The 15,886-nt window shown below is 72.7% G+C and carries 12 protein-coding genes and 1 pseudogene; 12 read left to right on the top strand and 1 reads right to left on the bottom strand.

Features of this window, described 5'->3' with window-relative positions; genetic code table 11:
* The first annotated feature begins 47 nt into the window (after positions 1–47).
* The 4 genes from ABZ845_RS09890 (at position 48) to ABZ845_RS09875 (ending at position 5,795) form a co-directional block, all read left to right on the top strand.
* A complete protein-coding gene (locus ABZ845_RS09890) occupies positions 48–740 on the top strand; it encodes a response regulator transcription factor (RefSeq protein ID WP_360975789.1) in 693 nt (230 codons plus the stop codon).
* Positions 737–2,410 (top strand): HAMP domain-containing sensor histidine kinase, encoded by a 1,674-nt coding sequence (locus ABZ845_RS09885; RefSeq protein ID WP_360975537.1) that lies wholly within the window; start codon positions 737–739, stop codon positions 2,408–2,410. The genes ABZ845_RS09890 and ABZ845_RS09885 overlap by 4 nt, the downstream gene beginning before the upstream one ends.
* Before the next feature lie 127 nt (positions 2,411–2,537).
* Positions 2,538–4,868 carry an FUSC family protein gene (locus ABZ845_RS09880; protein WP_360975534.1) on the top strand — a complete coding sequence of 777 codons (2,331 nt, stop codon included), beginning with the start codon at positions 2,538–2,540 and terminating at the stop codon, positions 4,866–4,868.
* A 57-nt stretch (positions 4,869–4,925) separates the two neighbouring features.
* Complete coding sequence (locus ABZ845_RS09875; RefSeq protein ID WP_360975531.1) at positions 4,926–5,795, top strand: DMT family transporter; 870 nt, start codon at positions 4,926–4,928, stop codon at positions 5,793–5,795.
* Positions 5,796–5,938: 143 nt separating this feature from the next.
* Here ABZ845_RS09875 and ABZ845_RS09870 read toward each other — a convergent pair whose 3' ends face one another.
* The gene (locus tag ABZ845_RS09870; RefSeq protein WP_360975786.1) at positions 5,939–7,675 is read right to left on the bottom strand and encodes a glycoside hydrolase family 15 protein; all 1,737 of its coding nucleotides are present in this window, start codon (positions 7,673–7,675) and stop codon (positions 5,939–5,941) included.
* Between the two features lie 208 nt (positions 7,676–7,883).
* Here ABZ845_RS09870 and ABZ845_RS09865 point away from each other — a divergent pair, with 208 nt between their 5' ends.
* From ABZ845_RS09865 to ABZ845_RS09830, 8 genes and pseudogenes are all read left to right on the top strand, one after another.
* Entirely contained in the window at positions 7,884–9,146 is a 1,263-nt protein-coding gene (locus ABZ845_RS09865) for a helix-turn-helix domain-containing protein (protein WP_360975528.1), read from the top strand.
* 186 nt (positions 9,147–9,332) lie between these two features.
* A pseudogene (locus tag ABZ845_RS09860) lies at positions 9,333–9,443 on the top strand (ferredoxin); the annotation flags it as partial.
* Between the two features lie 45 nt (positions 9,444–9,488).
* Positions 9,489–10,166, top strand: a complete 678-nt coding sequence (locus ABZ845_RS09855) for a GAP family protein (RefSeq protein WP_360975525.1) — start codon at positions 9,489–9,491, stop codon at positions 10,164–10,166.
* 38 nt (positions 10,167–10,204) lie between these two features.
* Positions 10,205–10,648 (top strand): cupin domain-containing protein, encoded by a 444-nt coding sequence (locus tag ABZ845_RS09850; RefSeq protein WP_360975522.1) that lies wholly within the window; start codon positions 10,205–10,207, stop codon positions 10,646–10,648.
* 231 nt (positions 10,649–10,879) lie between these two features.
* Positions 10,880–12,175 (top strand): glycosyltransferase, encoded by a 1,296-nt coding sequence (locus tag ABZ845_RS09845; RefSeq protein WP_360975519.1) that lies wholly within the window; start codon positions 10,880–10,882, stop codon positions 12,173–12,175.
* A 125-nt stretch (positions 12,176–12,300) separates the two neighbouring features.
* Positions 12,301–13,713 carry a cytochrome ubiquinol oxidase subunit I gene (locus ABZ845_RS09840; RefSeq protein ID WP_360975516.1) on the top strand — a complete coding sequence of 471 codons (1,413 nt, stop codon included), beginning with the start codon at positions 12,301–12,303 and terminating at the stop codon, positions 13,711–13,713.
* 69 nt (positions 13,714–13,782) lie between these two features.
* Complete coding sequence (locus ABZ845_RS09835; RefSeq protein WP_360975513.1) at positions 13,783–14,820, top strand: cytochrome d ubiquinol oxidase subunit II; 1,038 nt, start codon at positions 13,783–13,785, stop codon at positions 14,818–14,820.
* Between the two features lie 144 nt (positions 14,821–14,964).
* Complete coding sequence (locus ABZ845_RS09830; protein ID WP_360975511.1) at positions 14,965–15,825, top strand: fructosamine kinase family protein; 861 nt, start codon at positions 14,965–14,967, stop codon at positions 15,823–15,825.
* The last annotated feature ends 61 nt before the right edge of the window (positions 15,826–15,886 follow it).

Genomic DNA, 15,886 nt, shown 5'->3' with positions numbered 1-15,886 from the left:
CCGGCAGCGGGCCTCACCCCGATCCTGCCGGGACGGCGGGCGCGCACCTGCTCGTGGTCGACGACGACCCGACCGTACGGGAACTGCTGTGCGCGGCCCTCAGGCACGCGGGGTTCACCGTCGCGGCGGCGAGCACCGGCCAGGAGGCGCTGACCGGAGCCCGCAGCGCCTCCCCGGACCTGGTGCTGCTGGACGTCATGCTCCCGGACATGGACGGTTTCGAGGTGATCCGGCGCCTGCGCGAGCAGAGCGGGCCCGGATCCACGACCCGGCCGGGACACATCCCCGTCCTGTTCCTGACCGCCCGCGACGCCACCCAGGACAAGATCGAAGGGCTGGTCCTGGGCGGCGACGACTACGTCACCAAGCCGTTCGACCTGCGTGAGCTGGTCGCCAGGATCCACGCCGTGCTGCGCCGCACCAGCGGTGACCCGTCGGCACTGCTGCGCGTGGCCGACCTGGAACTCGACCCCGAGGGCGTCCAGGTGACGCGGGCGGGCGAGCCGGTGCGCCTGTCCCCCACCGAGTTCCGGCTGCTGCACTACCTGATGGCGAACGCGGGCCGCACGGTCACCAAGGCCCAGATCCTGGAGCGGGTGTGGAACTACGACTTCAGCGGTGACACCGGCATCGTCGACACCTACATCAGCTATCTGCGCCGAAAGATCGACAATGGCGGGCCCAAGCTGATCCACACCGTGCACGGGGTCGGATTCATCCTGCGCGGGCCCAAGGCATGACGGGCGACGCCGCGACGGCCGCGCCGCCGCCGGTCCGGCGGTGGCGGCGGCTGGTGGCGCCTTGGGTGCGGGCCTCGCTGCGGACCAGGGTGCTGCTGCCGGCGCTGGTGCTGATGATCTGCGGGTTCGCGGCGTTCAGCCTGGTCAGCGGGAACGCTCTGCGGGCCGACATGATGAACCGTGTCGACGCCCAGCTGCGCACCTCCGCCCGGGTCTTCACCCTGCTGCCTCCGCTCGCACCGCGCACAGGAGCCGCTCCGGCCCTCCCCGTGGGCCTGTCCGATCTCAATACGAACATCCTCGGCCATCCGGTGATCACCTACGCCGCCGCGGACGGGACCGTCGAGCGCAGCGTCGGCTCCCTCGCGGGCGGGAGCGGGAGCGAGCAGGCCGACGGGCCCGCGCTTCCCCGTCTGGACGAGGCGGCCGTTCTCGCCCGGGGCGGGCGGCCGTTCACGGTCGGCAGCACGCGGTCGGACACGCGCTGGCGGGTGATCGCCGTGCCGCGGACCACCGGGCCGGTACTGCGGAGCGTCCTGGGGACGGCGTCGGACGACGACGGCAGTGTGATCGTGGCCACCTCGCTCTCGGACGTGGACGGCACCGTCGACCGGATGTGGCACATCTACGAGACCACCGGACTGGGCCTGCTGGGCGTACTGGCGCTCGGTGGCTGGTTCGCGGTGCGGTCGGGCCTCAGGCCGCTCACCCGCATCGAGCAGACCGCCGCCGAGATCGCCCACGGCGATCTGTCGCGTCGGGTGCCGGAACTGTCCGGCCCGGGGACCGAGATCGGAAGCCTGGCCGCCTCCCTCAACGCCATGCTCGCCCAGCTGGAGACCGCCTTCGCCGCACGGGCTGAGTCCGAGGCGAGAATGAGCCGCTTCGTGGCCGACGCGAGCCATGAGCTGCGCACCCCGCTCGCGGGGATCAAGGGCCTCACCGACCTGCACCACATGGGCGGACTGCCCGAGCGGCAGGACATCGACCGCACGATGTCCCGTATCGCCCGCGAGTCGGAGCGCCTCACCCACCTGGTCGAGGACATGCTGCTGCTCGCCCGGCTCGACGAGCGCTCCCTCAAGGCGGCCGGGGACGACCCCCGGCAAACCGGCCCCGACCCGGCGTTCCTGCTCGGCCTGGAGCGGACCCCGACGGACCTGCGGACCCTCGCGGCCGACGCGCTCCACGACATACGCGCGCTGGACCCGACGCGCTCCGTCACGCTCACCGGCCCCAGCGGCGAGGGACCGCCCGCGTCGGCACCCGCGCTCGCCGATGAGACCCGGCTGCGCCAGGTGGTCACCAACCTCGTCGGCAACGCCGTCACCCACACCCCGGCCGGCACGCCCGTCCGCGTCGGCGTCGGCAGCCTGGGCGACGAGACCGTCCTCGAGATCGCCGACGAGGGCCCGGGCATCGCCCCGGAGATGAGGGACCGTATCTTCGAGCGCTTCTACCGCGCCGACAGCTCCCGCACCCGTGGCACGGGCGGCGCCGGGCTCGGCCTCGCCATCGTGCGGTCCCTCGTCACGGCCCACGAGGGCCGGGTCGAAGTCGAATCGGAGCGCGGCCTGGGCGCCACCTTCCGTATCCTGCTGCCCCGTCTCGCCGAACCCGCCGAACCCGCGGAGGACCGCACGCCGGAGCCCGAGGACCATACCGGCTGACGGAGCGGTCGGCGCCCGCCGGGACCGTTCACCCGCCCGGCCGTCCAGGGGGATCTCCACGGCGTCCCGGCGGATACTCGGCACAGTGGGGTGACACGGTACGCACCGCCGAGGAGGGTGTGGGCGCATGCAGGCACCCGGCCGCATCCGGCGCGTGCGGGCCATGGAGTGGCTGCGCACGCGCGATCCCGAACTCGCGGCGACCCGACGGGCCGTACGGACCGCGCTGGTGCTCCCGACCCTGTTCGCGCTGTGCGGCCAGGTGCTGGGCTCGGCCGTCATGGCGACCTACGCGGCGTTCGGTTCGTTCTCGATGCTGCTGCTCGTGGAGTTCACGGGCCCGATGGTCCAGCGGCTGCGCGCGCATCTGGGCCTGGCGGTGGCCTGGGCACTGCTGATCTGCCTGGGTACGCTCGTGGCCCGCGTGGTGTGGCTCGCGATTCTCGCCATGGTCGTCGTCGGCTTCGTGATCCTCTTCTGCGGTGTGGTCAGCTCGGTCCTCGCCGGGGCCACCAACGCTCTGCTGCTGGCCTTCGTCCTTCCCGTCAGCTCGCCCGCGCCCCTGTCCCAGCTGCCCGAACGGCTCGCCGGGGCGGGCCTCGCTGCCGTCGCCGCCCTGCTCGCGGTGTCCCTGCTGTGGCCCCGCGCGACGGCGGACCCGCTGTGCGCCCCCGCGTCCCGTGTCTGCCGTGCGGTGGCGGCGCAGCTGCGCACCGACGCCTCCCGGCTGGCCGGCGGGCCGGGCGCGTCGAGCGCTTCGCTTTGCCGCGTCGCTGCCGACGAGGCCGCCACCGCGTCCGACGGCCTGCGCCGCGCGTTCGACACCACCCTCTACCGGCCCACCGGGCTCTCGACCGGGTCCCGCGCCTTGGTCCGCCTGGTCGACGAACTGACCTGGCTGTGCACCATCGTGGCCGACAGCGCGGCCCCGCCCGGGGGCACCCCGCCCTGCGACCACGCGGCCCATGCCGTCCGCCGCGCCGCCGCCGCGGCTTTGGAACAGTCGGCCCTGCTGCTCGACTCCCCGTGCGCGGGCCCCGAGGCGCTGCGCACCTCGCTCGCCGAGCTGCGTTCCGCCATGGTGGACATGGAGTGCAGCGCCGGCACCCGGCTGCCCGTGCACCAGCTGAGTCCGCCCTCACCGTCGTCGGTCCACGCCTTCCTGGGCTCGCTGGACCTGTCCTTCCGCGCCCAGGAACTGGGTTTCGCGACGCTCCAGATCGCGGGCAACGTGGACCTGGCGGCGGCCGCCGAGCGGCGCGGCTGGCCCGACCGCCTGCTCGGGCGCGAACCCGGCGCCCTGGGCGGCCCGTTCGCAGCCGCGCGGGACCGGGGCGCCGCTCATCTGCGGCCCCACTCGGTGTGGCTGCACAACAGCCTCAGAGGCGCGCTCGGTCTCGGCGCGGCCGTGGCCGTCGCGGATCTGACCGTGCTTCCGCACTCGTTCTGGGTGCTCCTGGGTACCATGTCCGTTCTGCGTTCGAACGCGCTCAGCACCGGGCAGAGGGCGCTGCGCGCGGTGGGCGGGACGATCGCGGGCTCGCTCATCGGGGCCGGTCTGATGCAGCCCTTCGGACACCATGGGGCGTTCCTCTGGTTCCTGCTGCCGGTCGCCGCGCTGGCCGCGGGCATCGCGCCCGCCGTCATCTCGTTCGCCGCGGGCCAGGCGGCGTTCACCGTCACCCTGGTCATCCTCTTCAACGTCGGCCACGACCCCAACTGGCATATCGCGGTGGTGCGGGTCCAGGACATCGCGATCGGCTGCGCCGTGAGCGTCATGGTGGGACTGCTGTTCTGGCCGCGCGGAGCGGCGGCCGCCATCGATACGGCTCTGGCGGAGGCGTACCAGGACAGCGCCCGCTATCTGGCCGGAGCGGTGGAATACGCGGTGGGGCACCGCGACCCCGGTCCCGCGCCCGGGGACACCCCGCGGGACAAGGGCCGCCAGGCGGCCGCCTCCGCCCGAAGACTCGACGACACCTTCCGCACCTATCTGGCGGAACACGGCCACAAACGGCTGCCGCTGGCCGACATGACCACCCTGGTCACCGGAGTCGTCGGGCTGCGTCTGGCAGCGGACGCCATGCTGGGGATCTGGCGGGGCGGCGGCCTTCCGCCCCCGGAGGCGGACCGGGCCGATGCCCGGCTCGCGCTGCTGTGTGCCGCGGGCCGGGTGTCCGACTGGTACCGGGACCTGGCCTCGGCGCTGACCCGGCGCACTCCCGTGCCGCCCCCGCTGCCGCGCAACCCGGTGGCCGAGGCGGGTCTGGCCGAATCCCTCTGCCGTGACCTCGTCGACGACCGGGGGAAAGCCACCGCCCCTGCCACCCCCGTCCGTCTCATCTGGACCAGCGACCACATCGACGTGGCCCGCCGCCTCCAGCCCAGCCTGGCGGCGGCGGCGCGAGGTGGCAGCAGGAGCGGCCAGGCAGGGGCCGGGACCTCATCGGCCGCCTGACGGTGCCACGCGTTTCCTTCCGCGCCACCCGGGACCGCCCCGGGGCATGCTGGAGGCATGATCGTGCTCGCCGCGTTGTTCGCCGTCATGGGCGCCACCAGCAACGCGGTGGGCACCGCCTTCCAGCGCAAGGCAGCGTCCACCGTCTCGCGGGGCGGCGGTCTGCGGCTGCTGATCGCGCTGGCGCACCGCCCCGCCTGGGTGATCGGGATCGCCGGGGTCGCGGGCGCCGCGCTGTTCCAGGCGCTCGCCCTGGTGAACGGGCCGATGGCCCTGGTACAGCCCCTGTTCGTGCTCGAACTGCCCATCGCCCTGTTCATCGTCGCCTCCCTCATGCACCGTCGGCTGCCGCCGGCGGTCTGGCGGGCCACCACGGGGGTGGTCGCGGGGCTGGCCATCGTCCTGGCCTCGGCCGCGCCCTCGGGGGTGCGGAACCAGGCGTCCATGGAGCGCTGGATCCCGGTTCTGGTGCTGTGCCTCACGGCCATGGCCGCGGCGGTCGCCCTGGCCCGCCCGGGACGTCCTCCACTGTTCAGGGCCGCGGTGCTCGCCACGGCGTCGGCTATCGGCAACGCGCTCACCGCCGCACTGCTGAAGTCCGCCACGGGCACGTTCGCCGACAGCGGTCTGCGCGCCTTCCTGACGTCCTGGCAGACGTACGGCTTCGCGCTGACCGGCGTGGCGGCCGTCCTGCTGCTGGAGAACGCGCTGCAGGCGGGCTGGCTGGCCGCGTCACAGCCCGCGCTGACCATCGGTGACGCATCGGTGAGCCTGCTGCTCGGCATCACGCTGTTCGGAGAGCGGATCCGGACCGGTTGGTGGCTGCTGCCGGAGGTGATCGGGGTCGGGCTGATCGTGTGGGGGGTGGTGACACTGAGCCGGGTGGTGCCGCACATCGCCCAGGCGGCCCGCAGCACGGGGCGATGACGGGCCGGAGAACACCACCCGCGAGCCCGGCCCGCCGGTGAACCCTTCCGGCCACAGCACAACCAGGGCCTCTCGTTTGGATCAGACGGGGCTCGCGGGCCCTGGCACCGCTCCCTGATCCGGCCTGATCCGAACGAAAGACCCTAGGCGAGGCGGGCGGCCGACTCCAGCAGGAGGGCGTGGACGAGTGCCCGTGGCAGGTTGCCTCGCGGCTGGCGCCGGGCGGTGTCGAACACCTCGGCGTACAGGCCTGGCGCCCCGCAGGCGGCACGGTTTCGCTCGAACCAGCGGTACGCGTCGGCGCGGCGGCCCTGCTGGTGCTCGGCGAGCGCCATGGCGAAACCGCACAGCAAGGAGGCGCCCTCGGCGTCCTCGAGGGGCCGGTCGTCGTCGCGGAAGCGGCGCATGAAGTAGTCGTCCGCCAGCCGGACGCGGCAGCAGGCGAGGGTGGCCCGGGTACGGGGGTCGTCGGCGGGCAGCGCGCCACGCACCGCGGCAAGCAGCAAGGCCGCGTCCGCGCCGGGGTCGTCGGGCGTGCGCTGCCAGTGGCCGTACGGATGGACGCACGTCGCCGAGACATCGGCGAGGAGGGCGTCGGCCAGGCGTTCGCAGGTGTCGGCGAGCGGAAGGCCCGTCGCCACGGCGGCCACGGCACGCAGTCCGGCCACACAGGTCAGCCGGCTGTGGGTCCACAGCCGTGGGGCCTGCTCCCTGCCTCCCGCGTCCAGTCCCGTGTCGGGCTCGGACCGGCGCTCGGCGATGGCACCCACCGCCAGTTCGACGGCGGGCCAGCCCGCGGTGTCCAGCCGCTGCCATCGCTCCGCCGCGGCCAGCAGCAGGAGCGCCTCACCGAAGGAGTCGAGCTGGAACTGCTTGCGCACCCGGTCGGCGGCCGGGCCCGAGCCGCCCGGGTAGCCGGACAGTTCGAGGTCCCGCCGGTCCGGCACGGGCGTGCCGTGCACGGTGTAGGCGGGAGCCAGGTGCGGGCCGTCGGTCAGCAGCCGCTCCGTCACGAAGCGCACGGCCGCGTCCAGGAGTTCCGGGGTCTCGGCGGCGGCAGCGGCCTGACCCGCGTAGCCGAGATCGCGGATCCACACATACCGCTGGTCGCGAGGGGGCCTTGCCCGCACCGGTTCCGGCAGGCCGGTGGTGGCTGCCGCGACCATGCCGCCGCCATGGTGGGTCAGCCCGCGCAGGACGGCGTAGGCGTGCCGGGCGTCCTTCCCGGCGATCGTACGGTCCAGCCCGGGTACGGCCCTGCGCCACGCCTCCTCTGTCGCGGACCACACCTGCTCGGCCTTCGGGCCCGTCCGCGGCAGCGGCGAGGAGGAGCACTCCAGGACGAGGTCATGCCGTTCGCCGGGCTTGAGCACGAGGTCGGCGATCAGGCTCTGCCCGTGGAACCCTGCCGCCGGCACACCCTGCCAGCGCAGTCTGTGTTTGCCCGCGTTGAGGTACCAAACACCGTCGTCGGCGCGGTGCGCGGTGGTCGCGATGCCCCGGCCGTGGTCCGCGTACGGGTCGAGCACGACCCGTACATGCGTCGGTCCCTCCTCGGCCCGAAGCTGCCGCAGCAGAACGAGGCGGCCGGGCTCGGCGGGAAGGGCCAGGGCCTCGCGGCACTCGGTCACGCCTTCGGCGGTGTCCCAGTGGCTGCGCCAGATCAGCGTGCCGTCCTCGTAGTGGCCGCCGGGGACATGGCGCGAGTGCGGGGTGACCGCGTAGCCGCCCCGGCCCCCGATGAGGGCGGCGAAGACGGGGTTGTCGTGCCAGCCGGGTGAGCACAGCCAGACGATGTCGCCCTGCGGTCCGATAAGCGCGCCTCGCTCCCCGTCGGCGAGCAGCGCGTAGTCCTGTGGTGCGTGCGGCGGAAAGGACATGCTCACGGGTGTTACCTCCTGACTGGGTCAGGTCTGACTGGGGTCAGGTGTTCCCGCTCCGTTCGGCCGTCACCGTCCTCTGCAACGCTACGGGCGAATGGCGGGCGATCCATCGGGCGCGGAACACGAAATGTGCCGGGAGATTTGGTTCCGCCGGAGCCTGCGGTCACTCCGCGCACCCGGCCGCGCACCACGGTAGAGTGATCACATGGCAGTGGACGGCTTCGAATCCGCGAAGCTCCTGTCGGCCGTGGCGTCGCGGGTGGACATACACGTCCTGGAAGTCAGCCGAGATATTTGGGAACACCTGCTGGCCGAAATTCCGCAGCTCAGTGAGGGTCAAGCCGTCGTCGATATCCTCAGGGCGAATATCGAGGAAAACGTGGCCGCATTGCTGCATATTTTTGAGCACGATATTTCCCTGAGCAATATCGAGGCGCCCACCGCGGCGCTGGAATGCGCGAGAAGACTCGCTCAGCGCAAGATCCCCTTGAGCGCACTCGTCCGGGCTCAAAGGATGGGCCACCGCCGTTTCCTGCAGTGGTGTCTGGGCGAACTGCACCGCCAATGCGACGACGAGGCGCTCTCCGCCTCGACCACCTGGCGCATGCTGGAGGTGAGTTTCGGCTACGTCGACCAGGTGACCGAGCGCGTCATCGAGACGTACGAACATGAACGGGAACGCTGGCCACGGCGGCAGACGGGCGCACGCACCAGTCGTGTGAGGGAGATCCTCGACGGTGAGCGGGTGGACCCTGGGTGGGCGGAATCCGCCCTCGGCTACCGGATGGGCCAGCACCATGTGGGGATCGCGCTGTGGATGCCCGAACCCACGCGCGGCAGCGAGGCTCTGGTCCGGCTCGACCGGCTCAGCCGTCAGATCGCCGAGAAGCTCGGGTGCCGGGAGGAACCCCTCGTCGTCGCCCGGGACGAGACCTCGTCCTGGGCCTGGCTCCCGTTCGGGGCCCACCGGGAGATCTCCTGGGGCCTGCTGTCGAGCGCCGTCGAGGACGGCGATGCCACCGCTCGGGTCGCCGCGGGTGAGCCGGAAGCAGGCATGGCGGGCTTCCGCCGGACGCACCGTCAGGCACGGCGTGCGCAGGAACTGGTCCTGACGGCGAATCCCGGTGCCCGGGTCACCGCGTACCGCCAAGTCGCCCCGGTCGCGCTGATGTGCGCGGACCTCGACGACACGCGCGCGTGGGTGTGGAGCGTGCTCGGCGGTCTGGCCGTCGACGACGAGCACAGCGCGCGGCTGCGCGAGACCCTGCAGATCTTCCTGGCCACCGGCTGCAGTTACACCGCCACCGCGAGCCGCCAGATCCTGCACAAGAACACCGTGCAGTACCGCATCCGCAAGGCCGAGGAGGCGATCGGGCGGCCGGTCCAGGAACGGCGTACCGACCTGGAGGTCTCGCTGCTGGCCTGCCAGTACCTCGGTGCCTCCATCCTGCGCAAAGCCGCCTCCTGACGACCCGGCAATCCCAGCGGCCCGTAAACCCGGGGCCTGGACGGCTCACCCTGTCGGACCGGTGGAGGTGCACGTCCCAAGCGCCCCTTCCAAGCTGGAAGGCGGACGACCCGGATCCGGGCTGCGCGCCTCGCCTGGAGTCACGGCGGCGCCATGTGCCCCGTCGTGCGAGGGAGCTGAACGCTCATGAGGGTCGTCATCGGCCTCACCCGGTGCCAGGGATACGCCCAGTGCGCCTTCCTCGCCCCGGCCGTGTTCACCATGCACGGCGACGAGTCAGTGATGTACGACCCCCAGCCCCACGACTCCCTCAGGGACTGAGACGCTCGCGAGGAGGCCCCCGTGGGACACGCCGTGGGCGAGGTGCTGGGCCTGGCAGCCGCCGTGGCGGTCAGCCCGCTCCCCATCGTGGCCGTCATCCTGCTGCTGGCCACCCCCCGGGGGCGGCTCAACGGCGTCCTGTTCGCCGTCGGCTGGGTCCTGGGGCTGGCGCTGCTGGGCGCGATCATGCTGGCGGTCGGCGGCACCGGAGGAGCGTCCGCGCACAAGCATCCGGCCACATGGGTGGGCGCCCTGAAGCTCGCCCTGGGCCTCCTGCTCGTCTTCTTCGCGGTGCGGATGTGGCGCCACCGCCCCACAGACCCCTCCCAGGCCCAACTGCCGAAGTGGATGGCCGCCATCGACGGCTTCACCCCGCTCAAGGTGCTGGGCCTGGGGTTCCTGTTGTCGGCGGCCAACGCCAAGAACGCTCCGCTGACCATCGCGGCGGGAGCCTCCATCAGCTCGACGGCGATCCCGGTGCCGCAGCAGATCGGCGCGATGGCCGTGTTCGTCGTCGTCTCCTCGGTCGGGGTCCTGGCGCCGCTGTGTGTCTATCTGTTCATGGGAGGGCGTGCCAAGTCCGTCCTCGGCACCTGGCGGGACTGGGCCGCACGGCACAACACCGCGGTGATGGCCGTCCTCTTCTTCGTCCTCGGGCTCAAGCTGCTCGGCGACGGCATCGGCATCCTCACCCCCTGACCCGTACCCGGCGGCAACCGCAACGATGGAGGCAGCGCATGACCGACGCAGAATCCCGTCCGCCCGGCGGTGAGTCCCCGCCCGGGGCGCCGGCCTGGCAGACGGCGGTGACCTCGCTGCTGGACGCCCGGCCGGAGTACGTGCCGGAGCGGCCCGAGGTGATGACGGCCCTCGTGCAGTACCCGCCCGGTGATCCCGGTGCCCCTCCGCACCGGCATTCGGGCCCGGTGTTCGGCTACATGCTGGAAGGGGAGATGCTGTTCGAACTGGAAGGCGAGCCGGAGCGTGTGCTGCGCGCGGGAGACGCGTTCTGGGAGCCCGGGGGCGATGTGATCCACTACCAGGACGGCAACAACCGCCAGGACATCTGGAGCCGCTTCGTCGTGGTGATGCTGATGGTGCCGGGCCGCCCCATGCTCACACTCGTGGACGAGGACGAGCTGGCCGCCCGGCGGCACCTTCGCGTGCCCCGTTCCGGCTGAGGACAACTCGCCCTCGAGCGTCCGTCCGTCACCCGGATGCCGCACACCACCGAGCCTCCGCCCCACTGGCGACGGACCCTGGACGGGGTGCTCGGCGCCGCTCGGCGCCGGCCGCGGCCCGGTGTCGGGAACAGCGGCCCGACACCGTCGCCGCCCAGGAAGGAGACCTCCCTTGGCAGCCCTGTCCCGTGCCGCACCGCGCGATCCCCGCACCCTGGCGGGGGTGCGCCGATGACGTCGTACGCACACACCTTCTGCTCCGGCCGCAGCGATCCGGAGGTCCCGGGCTCCCTGGCGGTCGCGATCGTCTCGGAGCACGCCAGCCCGCTCGCCGCCTTCGACGGGAAGGACACCGCCGCGCGGAACGTCCACGTCGCCCGCCTCGCGGACGCGCTCGCCGACCGGGGGCACCGGGTCACCGTCTACACCCGCCGTGACTCCCCGGACCTTCCGGACCGGGTGTCACCGCGCGAAGGGGTCGAGATACGCCATGGGCCCGCCGGACTCCGGCGACCGATGCCCGAGGACGACGGTCTCCCGCTCAGCGGGGACTTCGGACACCATCTGGCCCGGGTCTGGCGGGTACGGCCCCCCGACCTGGTGCACTCGCACTTCTGGCTGCCCGGGCTCGCCTCACTGAGGGCCCTGGGCGAACTGCGGCTGCCTCTCCTGCACACGTACCACACGGCCGGAACGGACCGGCGGCCGAAGGACGACGCCGTGCCGCCACGGCGGCTCGTCCACGAGGCCCGGGCGGGGATCGACTGCAACCGGATCATCGCCACCTGCCGGGGCGAGGCGGTCGAACTCGCCAGGCTGGGCGTGCCCGCCCACAAGGTCAGCATCGTGCCGCGCGGGGTCGACACCGGCCTGTTCACCCCTCACGGACCCGTGGCCGAGCGCGGCGCTCACCGGCATCAACTGGTCCAACTGGGCCCTGTGGACGCCGGAAAGGGCGCGGCTGTCTCCCTCGCCGCGCTGGCCCTGCTGCCCGGCACCTTCCTCGTCGTCGTCGGCGGTCCCCCGCCGGACCGGCTCGGGGACGACCCGGGGATACGCCGGCTGCGGTGTCTGGCCCGGGAGGCCGGGGTCGCGGACCGCCTCCGGTTCACGGGCGCGGTGCCCGGACATGAGGCCGCGGCTCTGCTGCGCGCCGCGGACGTGGTGGTCTGCCCCGCGGACCACGAACCCTTCGGCACCGCGCCGCTCGAAGCCATGGCCTGCGGCAGGCCGGTCGTCGCCAGCGCAGCCGGCAGCCATCTGGACACCGTCGCCGACCCGGCCACCGGACGGCTGGTGCCCCCGGGCGACCCCGAGGCGCTGGCCCGTGCCCTCGCCGGCCTTCTCGCCGACCCCGGCAGGAGGGCGGCCTGCGGGGCGGCGGGCCGGCGTCGTGTCCTGCGCAGGTTCGGCTGGGGGCGGGTCGCGGCGGTCACGGAGGCGGCGTACTGCACGACCCTGGAGGCGCAAGCTCACCACGACGACGGGGTGATCTCCGGCCACCGGCCGTGGCAGCGCCGTCCGTAGCGGGTAGGGATCGCGGCACCTTCCTCGGGAGAGTCCCTGATACGGCGTCATTTCCGTGCCCGGGGTGCTCCTGTGACGCGATGCCGGTGCCCTGTCGCTTCGGCCGAGGAGAAAGGCGGTGTCCGATGGCGACGGTCGACGCGCTGCCGGGGGCACTGACCGCCGCGGGCGCGACCCAGGGGAATCTCGACGCGGCGCGCGCCCAGATGGGCTTCTCCCTCGGCTGGCACATCGTCCTGGCGTGTCTCGGTGTCGGGCTGCCCCTGCTGACTCTGACCGTGGAGTGGTGGGGCGGGCGAACCGGCGACCACTCGTGCCGTCTGCTCGCCCGCAGATGGGCGCGCGCCATGGGGGTGCTGTTCGCGATCGGAGCGGTGTCCGGCACCATCCTCAGCTTCGAACTGGGTCTGCTGTGGCCCGGTCTGATGGGGACCTACGGACAGGTGATCGGGCTGCCGTTCGCCATGGAGGGCATCGCCTTCTTCATCGAGGCGATCTTCCTGGGCATCTATCTCTACGCGTGGGACCGGCTGCCGTCACGCCTCCATCTCCTCACAGGCGTCCCCATCGTCGTCGCCGGGATCGCGTCGGCCTTCTTCGTCGTGTGCGCGAACGCCTGGATGAACCAGCCGCGGGGCTTCACCGTCCGCGACGGCAAGGTCGTGCACGTCGACCCGTGGGCGGCGATGTTCAACCCGGCGACACCGCCACAGACCACGCACATGATCCTTGCGGCGCTCATGGTGGCGTCCTTCCTGACCGCCAGTGTCTACGGGGTCGCCATGCTGCGCGGCCGCAGGGACCACTACCACCGTCTCGGCTTCACCGTCCCCCTGATCCTCGGCGCGGTCGTCACCCCCTTCCAGCTGGTCGTCGGGGACTGGGCGGCCCGGTTCGTGGCCCACTACCAGCCGGTCAAACTGGGCGCGATGGAAGGGGTGTTCCACACCGGAAGCCATGTCCCGCTGACCATCGGCGGCATCGCCGGACACAACGGCCTGCGGTACGGCGTGGAGATCCCCGACGGGCTGTCCCTGCTGGTCGGATTCAGCCCGGACACCGTGGTCCAGGGGCTCGACCAGGTGCCGTCCGACGAGTGGCCCCCGGTCACCGGGGTGCATCTGGCCTTCGATCTCATGGTGGGCTGCGGACTGTTCCTGCTCCTCGTCAGCGCGTGGCTGCTCGTGCTCGCCCTGCGCCGCAGGCGACGGCCGGGGCCGTGGCTGGAGGGGACGAGCCGCCCGCTGCGCCTGTTCTTCCTGCTGGGGGCGCTGTCAGGACCCGCGGCGGTCGTCGCTCTCGAATGCGGCTGGACCGTGACCGAGGAGGGGCGGCAGCCATGGGTCGTACGGGATCTGCTGCGGGTCAGCGACGCCGTGAACGTCGCCCCGGGGCTGATGACCGGGCTGTGGCTGGTGCTGGTCGTCTACGCGCTGATGACGGCGGGCGCCGTCTATGTGCTGCGCAGGCTGACACGCGACCGGCCCGTGCCGCTCGCGCCTCAGGAGCGTGACGTGGAGGAGTATCCCGTTGTCTGAGTCCTGCTCTCCGGCCGACGCGCTGTGGCGCTGCCCGGCCCTCCGCACCTCCTCGGCGGGGAGGCGCTGATGCTCGCCGACACCGCTCTGGCCGTCATGTGGATCGGGCTGACCTGCTACGCCCTGTTCGGCGGCGCCGACTTCGGGGCAGGTCTGTGGGATCTGCTCGCCGGGGGCAGCGGGCGTGGCCGGGAGCCGCGCCGGCTCATCGAGCACAGCATCGGACCGGTCTGGGAGGCCAACCACGTTTGGCTGATCTTCGTCGTCGTCCTGCTGTGGACCGGATTCTCGCCGGTGTTCGCGGCCGTGATGTCGACCCTCTACATCCCGCTGACCCTGGCCGCCCTCGGCATCATCGCCCGCGGAGCCGCGTTCGCCTTCCGCAAGGCCAGCTCCGAGGTGCCGCAGCAGCGCCTGTTCGGCGGGTTCTTCGCCCTCTCCTCGGTCGTCACCCCCTACTTCCTCGGCTCGGTCGCGGGTGCCGTCGCCTCGGGCCGGGTCCCCCCGGGCCTGGCCAAAGGGAACCTCGTCACCAGCTGGCTCAACCCGACCTCCGCCCTCGGCGGCGTACTGGCCGTGCTCGCCTGCGCCTATCTCGCGGCGGTGTACCTGAGCGGTGACGCCGACCGCTCCGGCCGACCGGACCTGGTCGCCTACTTCCGCGCGCGGGCGCTGGCCACGGGCGTGGTGACGGGAGTCGTGGCCGTCGTCGGCATCGCCGTCCTCCAGACGGACGCTCCGCAGCTCTTCCACGGCCTCACCCACCGGGCGCTTCCCCTGGTGATCGTCTCGGCCCTCCTGGGACTGGTCAGTCTGGCCCTGCTCGTCCGCACCGAGCTGACGTTCGTACGGGTCACGGCGGCTACGGCGGTGGCCGCGATCCTGTGGAGCTGGGGCGTGGCGCAGTACCCGGCGATGCTGCCGCCGTCGGTCACGGTCCGGGGCAGCGCCTCCCAGGCTTCCGTGCTGGGCAGCAGCCTCGTGGCCCTGGCCGTCGGTGCGGTGCTGCTCGTGCCGTCACTGCTGTACCTGTACTCCCTCTTCCAGCAGCGGCAACGACAACAGCCCGCTTCCGCCCGTTCCGGGGACGGGACGGCCGCCGACTGAGACGGCGGCACCGCCGTGGGACGAGGACCCGTACGGTATCGTCCGGTTTCTCCCTACGGCGTGCGAAGACGGCGGTCCCGGGCGGCCCTTGAGGGCCGGACCGGCCCTGAAGGGAACGGGGTGGTGCGGGGTGGTGCGGTGACCATGGACGTCGAAGGAGCAGGGGCCGCGGCGGCGCGGCTCGCCGGACGTCCGGCTACGGCGGAGCGCGCGGTGTCCGGGGCAGTCACCGAAGTCACCCTCGCCGGTGGGCTGACGGTGATGGTCAAGCGCGGCGACGGCCCCCGGGCGATACTTGCCGAGGCGGCGGGGCTGCGCTGGCTCGCGGACGCCGGTACGGTCCGTGTTCCGCTCGTGCACGGCCATGATGGGCGCTGGCTGGTGACCGACCGCATCGAGACGGGGCCGCCGAGTGCCCCGGCCGCGTCCCGGCTCGGGCACGCCCTGGCCGCCCTCCACTCCTGCGGCGCTCCCGCGTTTGGCGCGCCACCGCCGGGCGGCCCCGAGGACGCGTACATCGGGCTCGCCCCCATGCGCAATGTGCCCGGCGCCGAGTGGCCCGGCTGGTACGCCGAGCACCGGGTCCTGCCTTATCTGCGCGGTGCGGTGGACAACGGGACGCTGCGCCGCACCGAGGCCACCGTGGTCGAACGCGTCTGCGAGCGGCTGCCCGGACTGTCGGGCCCCGCCGAGCCGCCCGCCCGGCTTCACGGCGATCTGTGGAACGGCAACGTCCTGTGGGACACCGAGGGGCATGCCTGGCTCATCGATCCGGCCGCCCACGGAGGTCACCGTGAGACGGACCTGGCCATGCTCCGCCTCTTCGGCTGCCCGCATCTGGACCGGGTGCTGGAGAGTTACCAGGAGACGACACCGCTCGCCGCGGGCTGGGAAGTGCGCACCGGGCTCCACCAGCTCTTCCCTCTCCTGGTGCACACCCTGCTGTTCGGCCGGGGCTACGCGGAGCAGACGCTCGCGGCGGCCCGGGCCGCCCTGGCGGCATGACCGGGAAAGGCCGTGGGGGCCGCCCGGCGGGCGGCCCCCACGGATGGGGCAGGGAGGTGAT

Origin of the sequence: Streptomyces sp. NPDC047022 (genome assembly GCF_040644155.1) — a bacterium.
Taxonomy (GTDB): Bacteria; Actinomycetota; Actinomycetes; order Streptomycetales; family Streptomycetaceae; genus Streptomyces.
Note: the sequence above shows the minus strand (reverse complement) of the source record. Positions and strands in the feature narration are given on the sequence as shown.

Bases quoted from the DNA above. Each gene is read 5' to 3' on its own strand.
- ABZ845_RS09885 (WP_360975537.1), top strand. From the start codon at position 737: ATGACGGGCGACGCCGCGACGGCCGCGCCGCCGCCGGTCCGGCGGTGG.
- ABZ845_RS09840 (WP_360975516.1), top strand. From the start codon at position 12,301: ATGGCGACGGTCGACGCGCTGCCGGGGGCACTGACCGCCGCGGGCGCG.
- ABZ845_RS09870 (WP_360975786.1), bottom strand. From the start codon at position 7,675: ATGTCCTTTCCGCCGCACGCACCACAGGACTACGCGCTGCTCGCCGAC.
- ABZ845_RS09865 (WP_360975528.1), top strand. From the start codon at position 7,884: ATGGCAGTGGACGGCTTCGAATCCGCGAAGCTCCTGTCGGCCGTGGCG.
- ABZ845_RS09880 (WP_360975534.1), top strand. From the start codon at position 2,538: ATGCAGGCACCCGGCCGCATCCGGCGCGTGCGGGCCATGGAGTGGCTG.
- ABZ845_RS09850 (WP_360975522.1), top strand. From the start codon at position 10,205: ATGACCGACGCAGAATCCCGTCCGCCCGGCGGTGAGTCCCCGCCCGGG.
- ABZ845_RS09830 (WP_360975511.1), top strand. From the start codon at position 14,965: ATGGACGTCGAAGGAGCAGGGGCCGCGGCGGCGCGGCTCGCCGGACGT.
- ABZ845_RS09875 (WP_360975531.1), top strand. From the start codon at position 4,926: ATGATCGTGCTCGCCGCGTTGTTCGCCGTCATGGGCGCCACCAGCAAC.
- ABZ845_RS09835 (WP_360975513.1), top strand. From the start codon at position 13,783: ATGCTCGCCGACACCGCTCTGGCCGTCATGTGGATCGGGCTGACCTGC.
- ABZ845_RS09845 (WP_360975519.1), top strand. From the start codon at position 10,880: ATGACGTCGTACGCACACACCTTCTGCTCCGGCCGCAGCGATCCGGAG.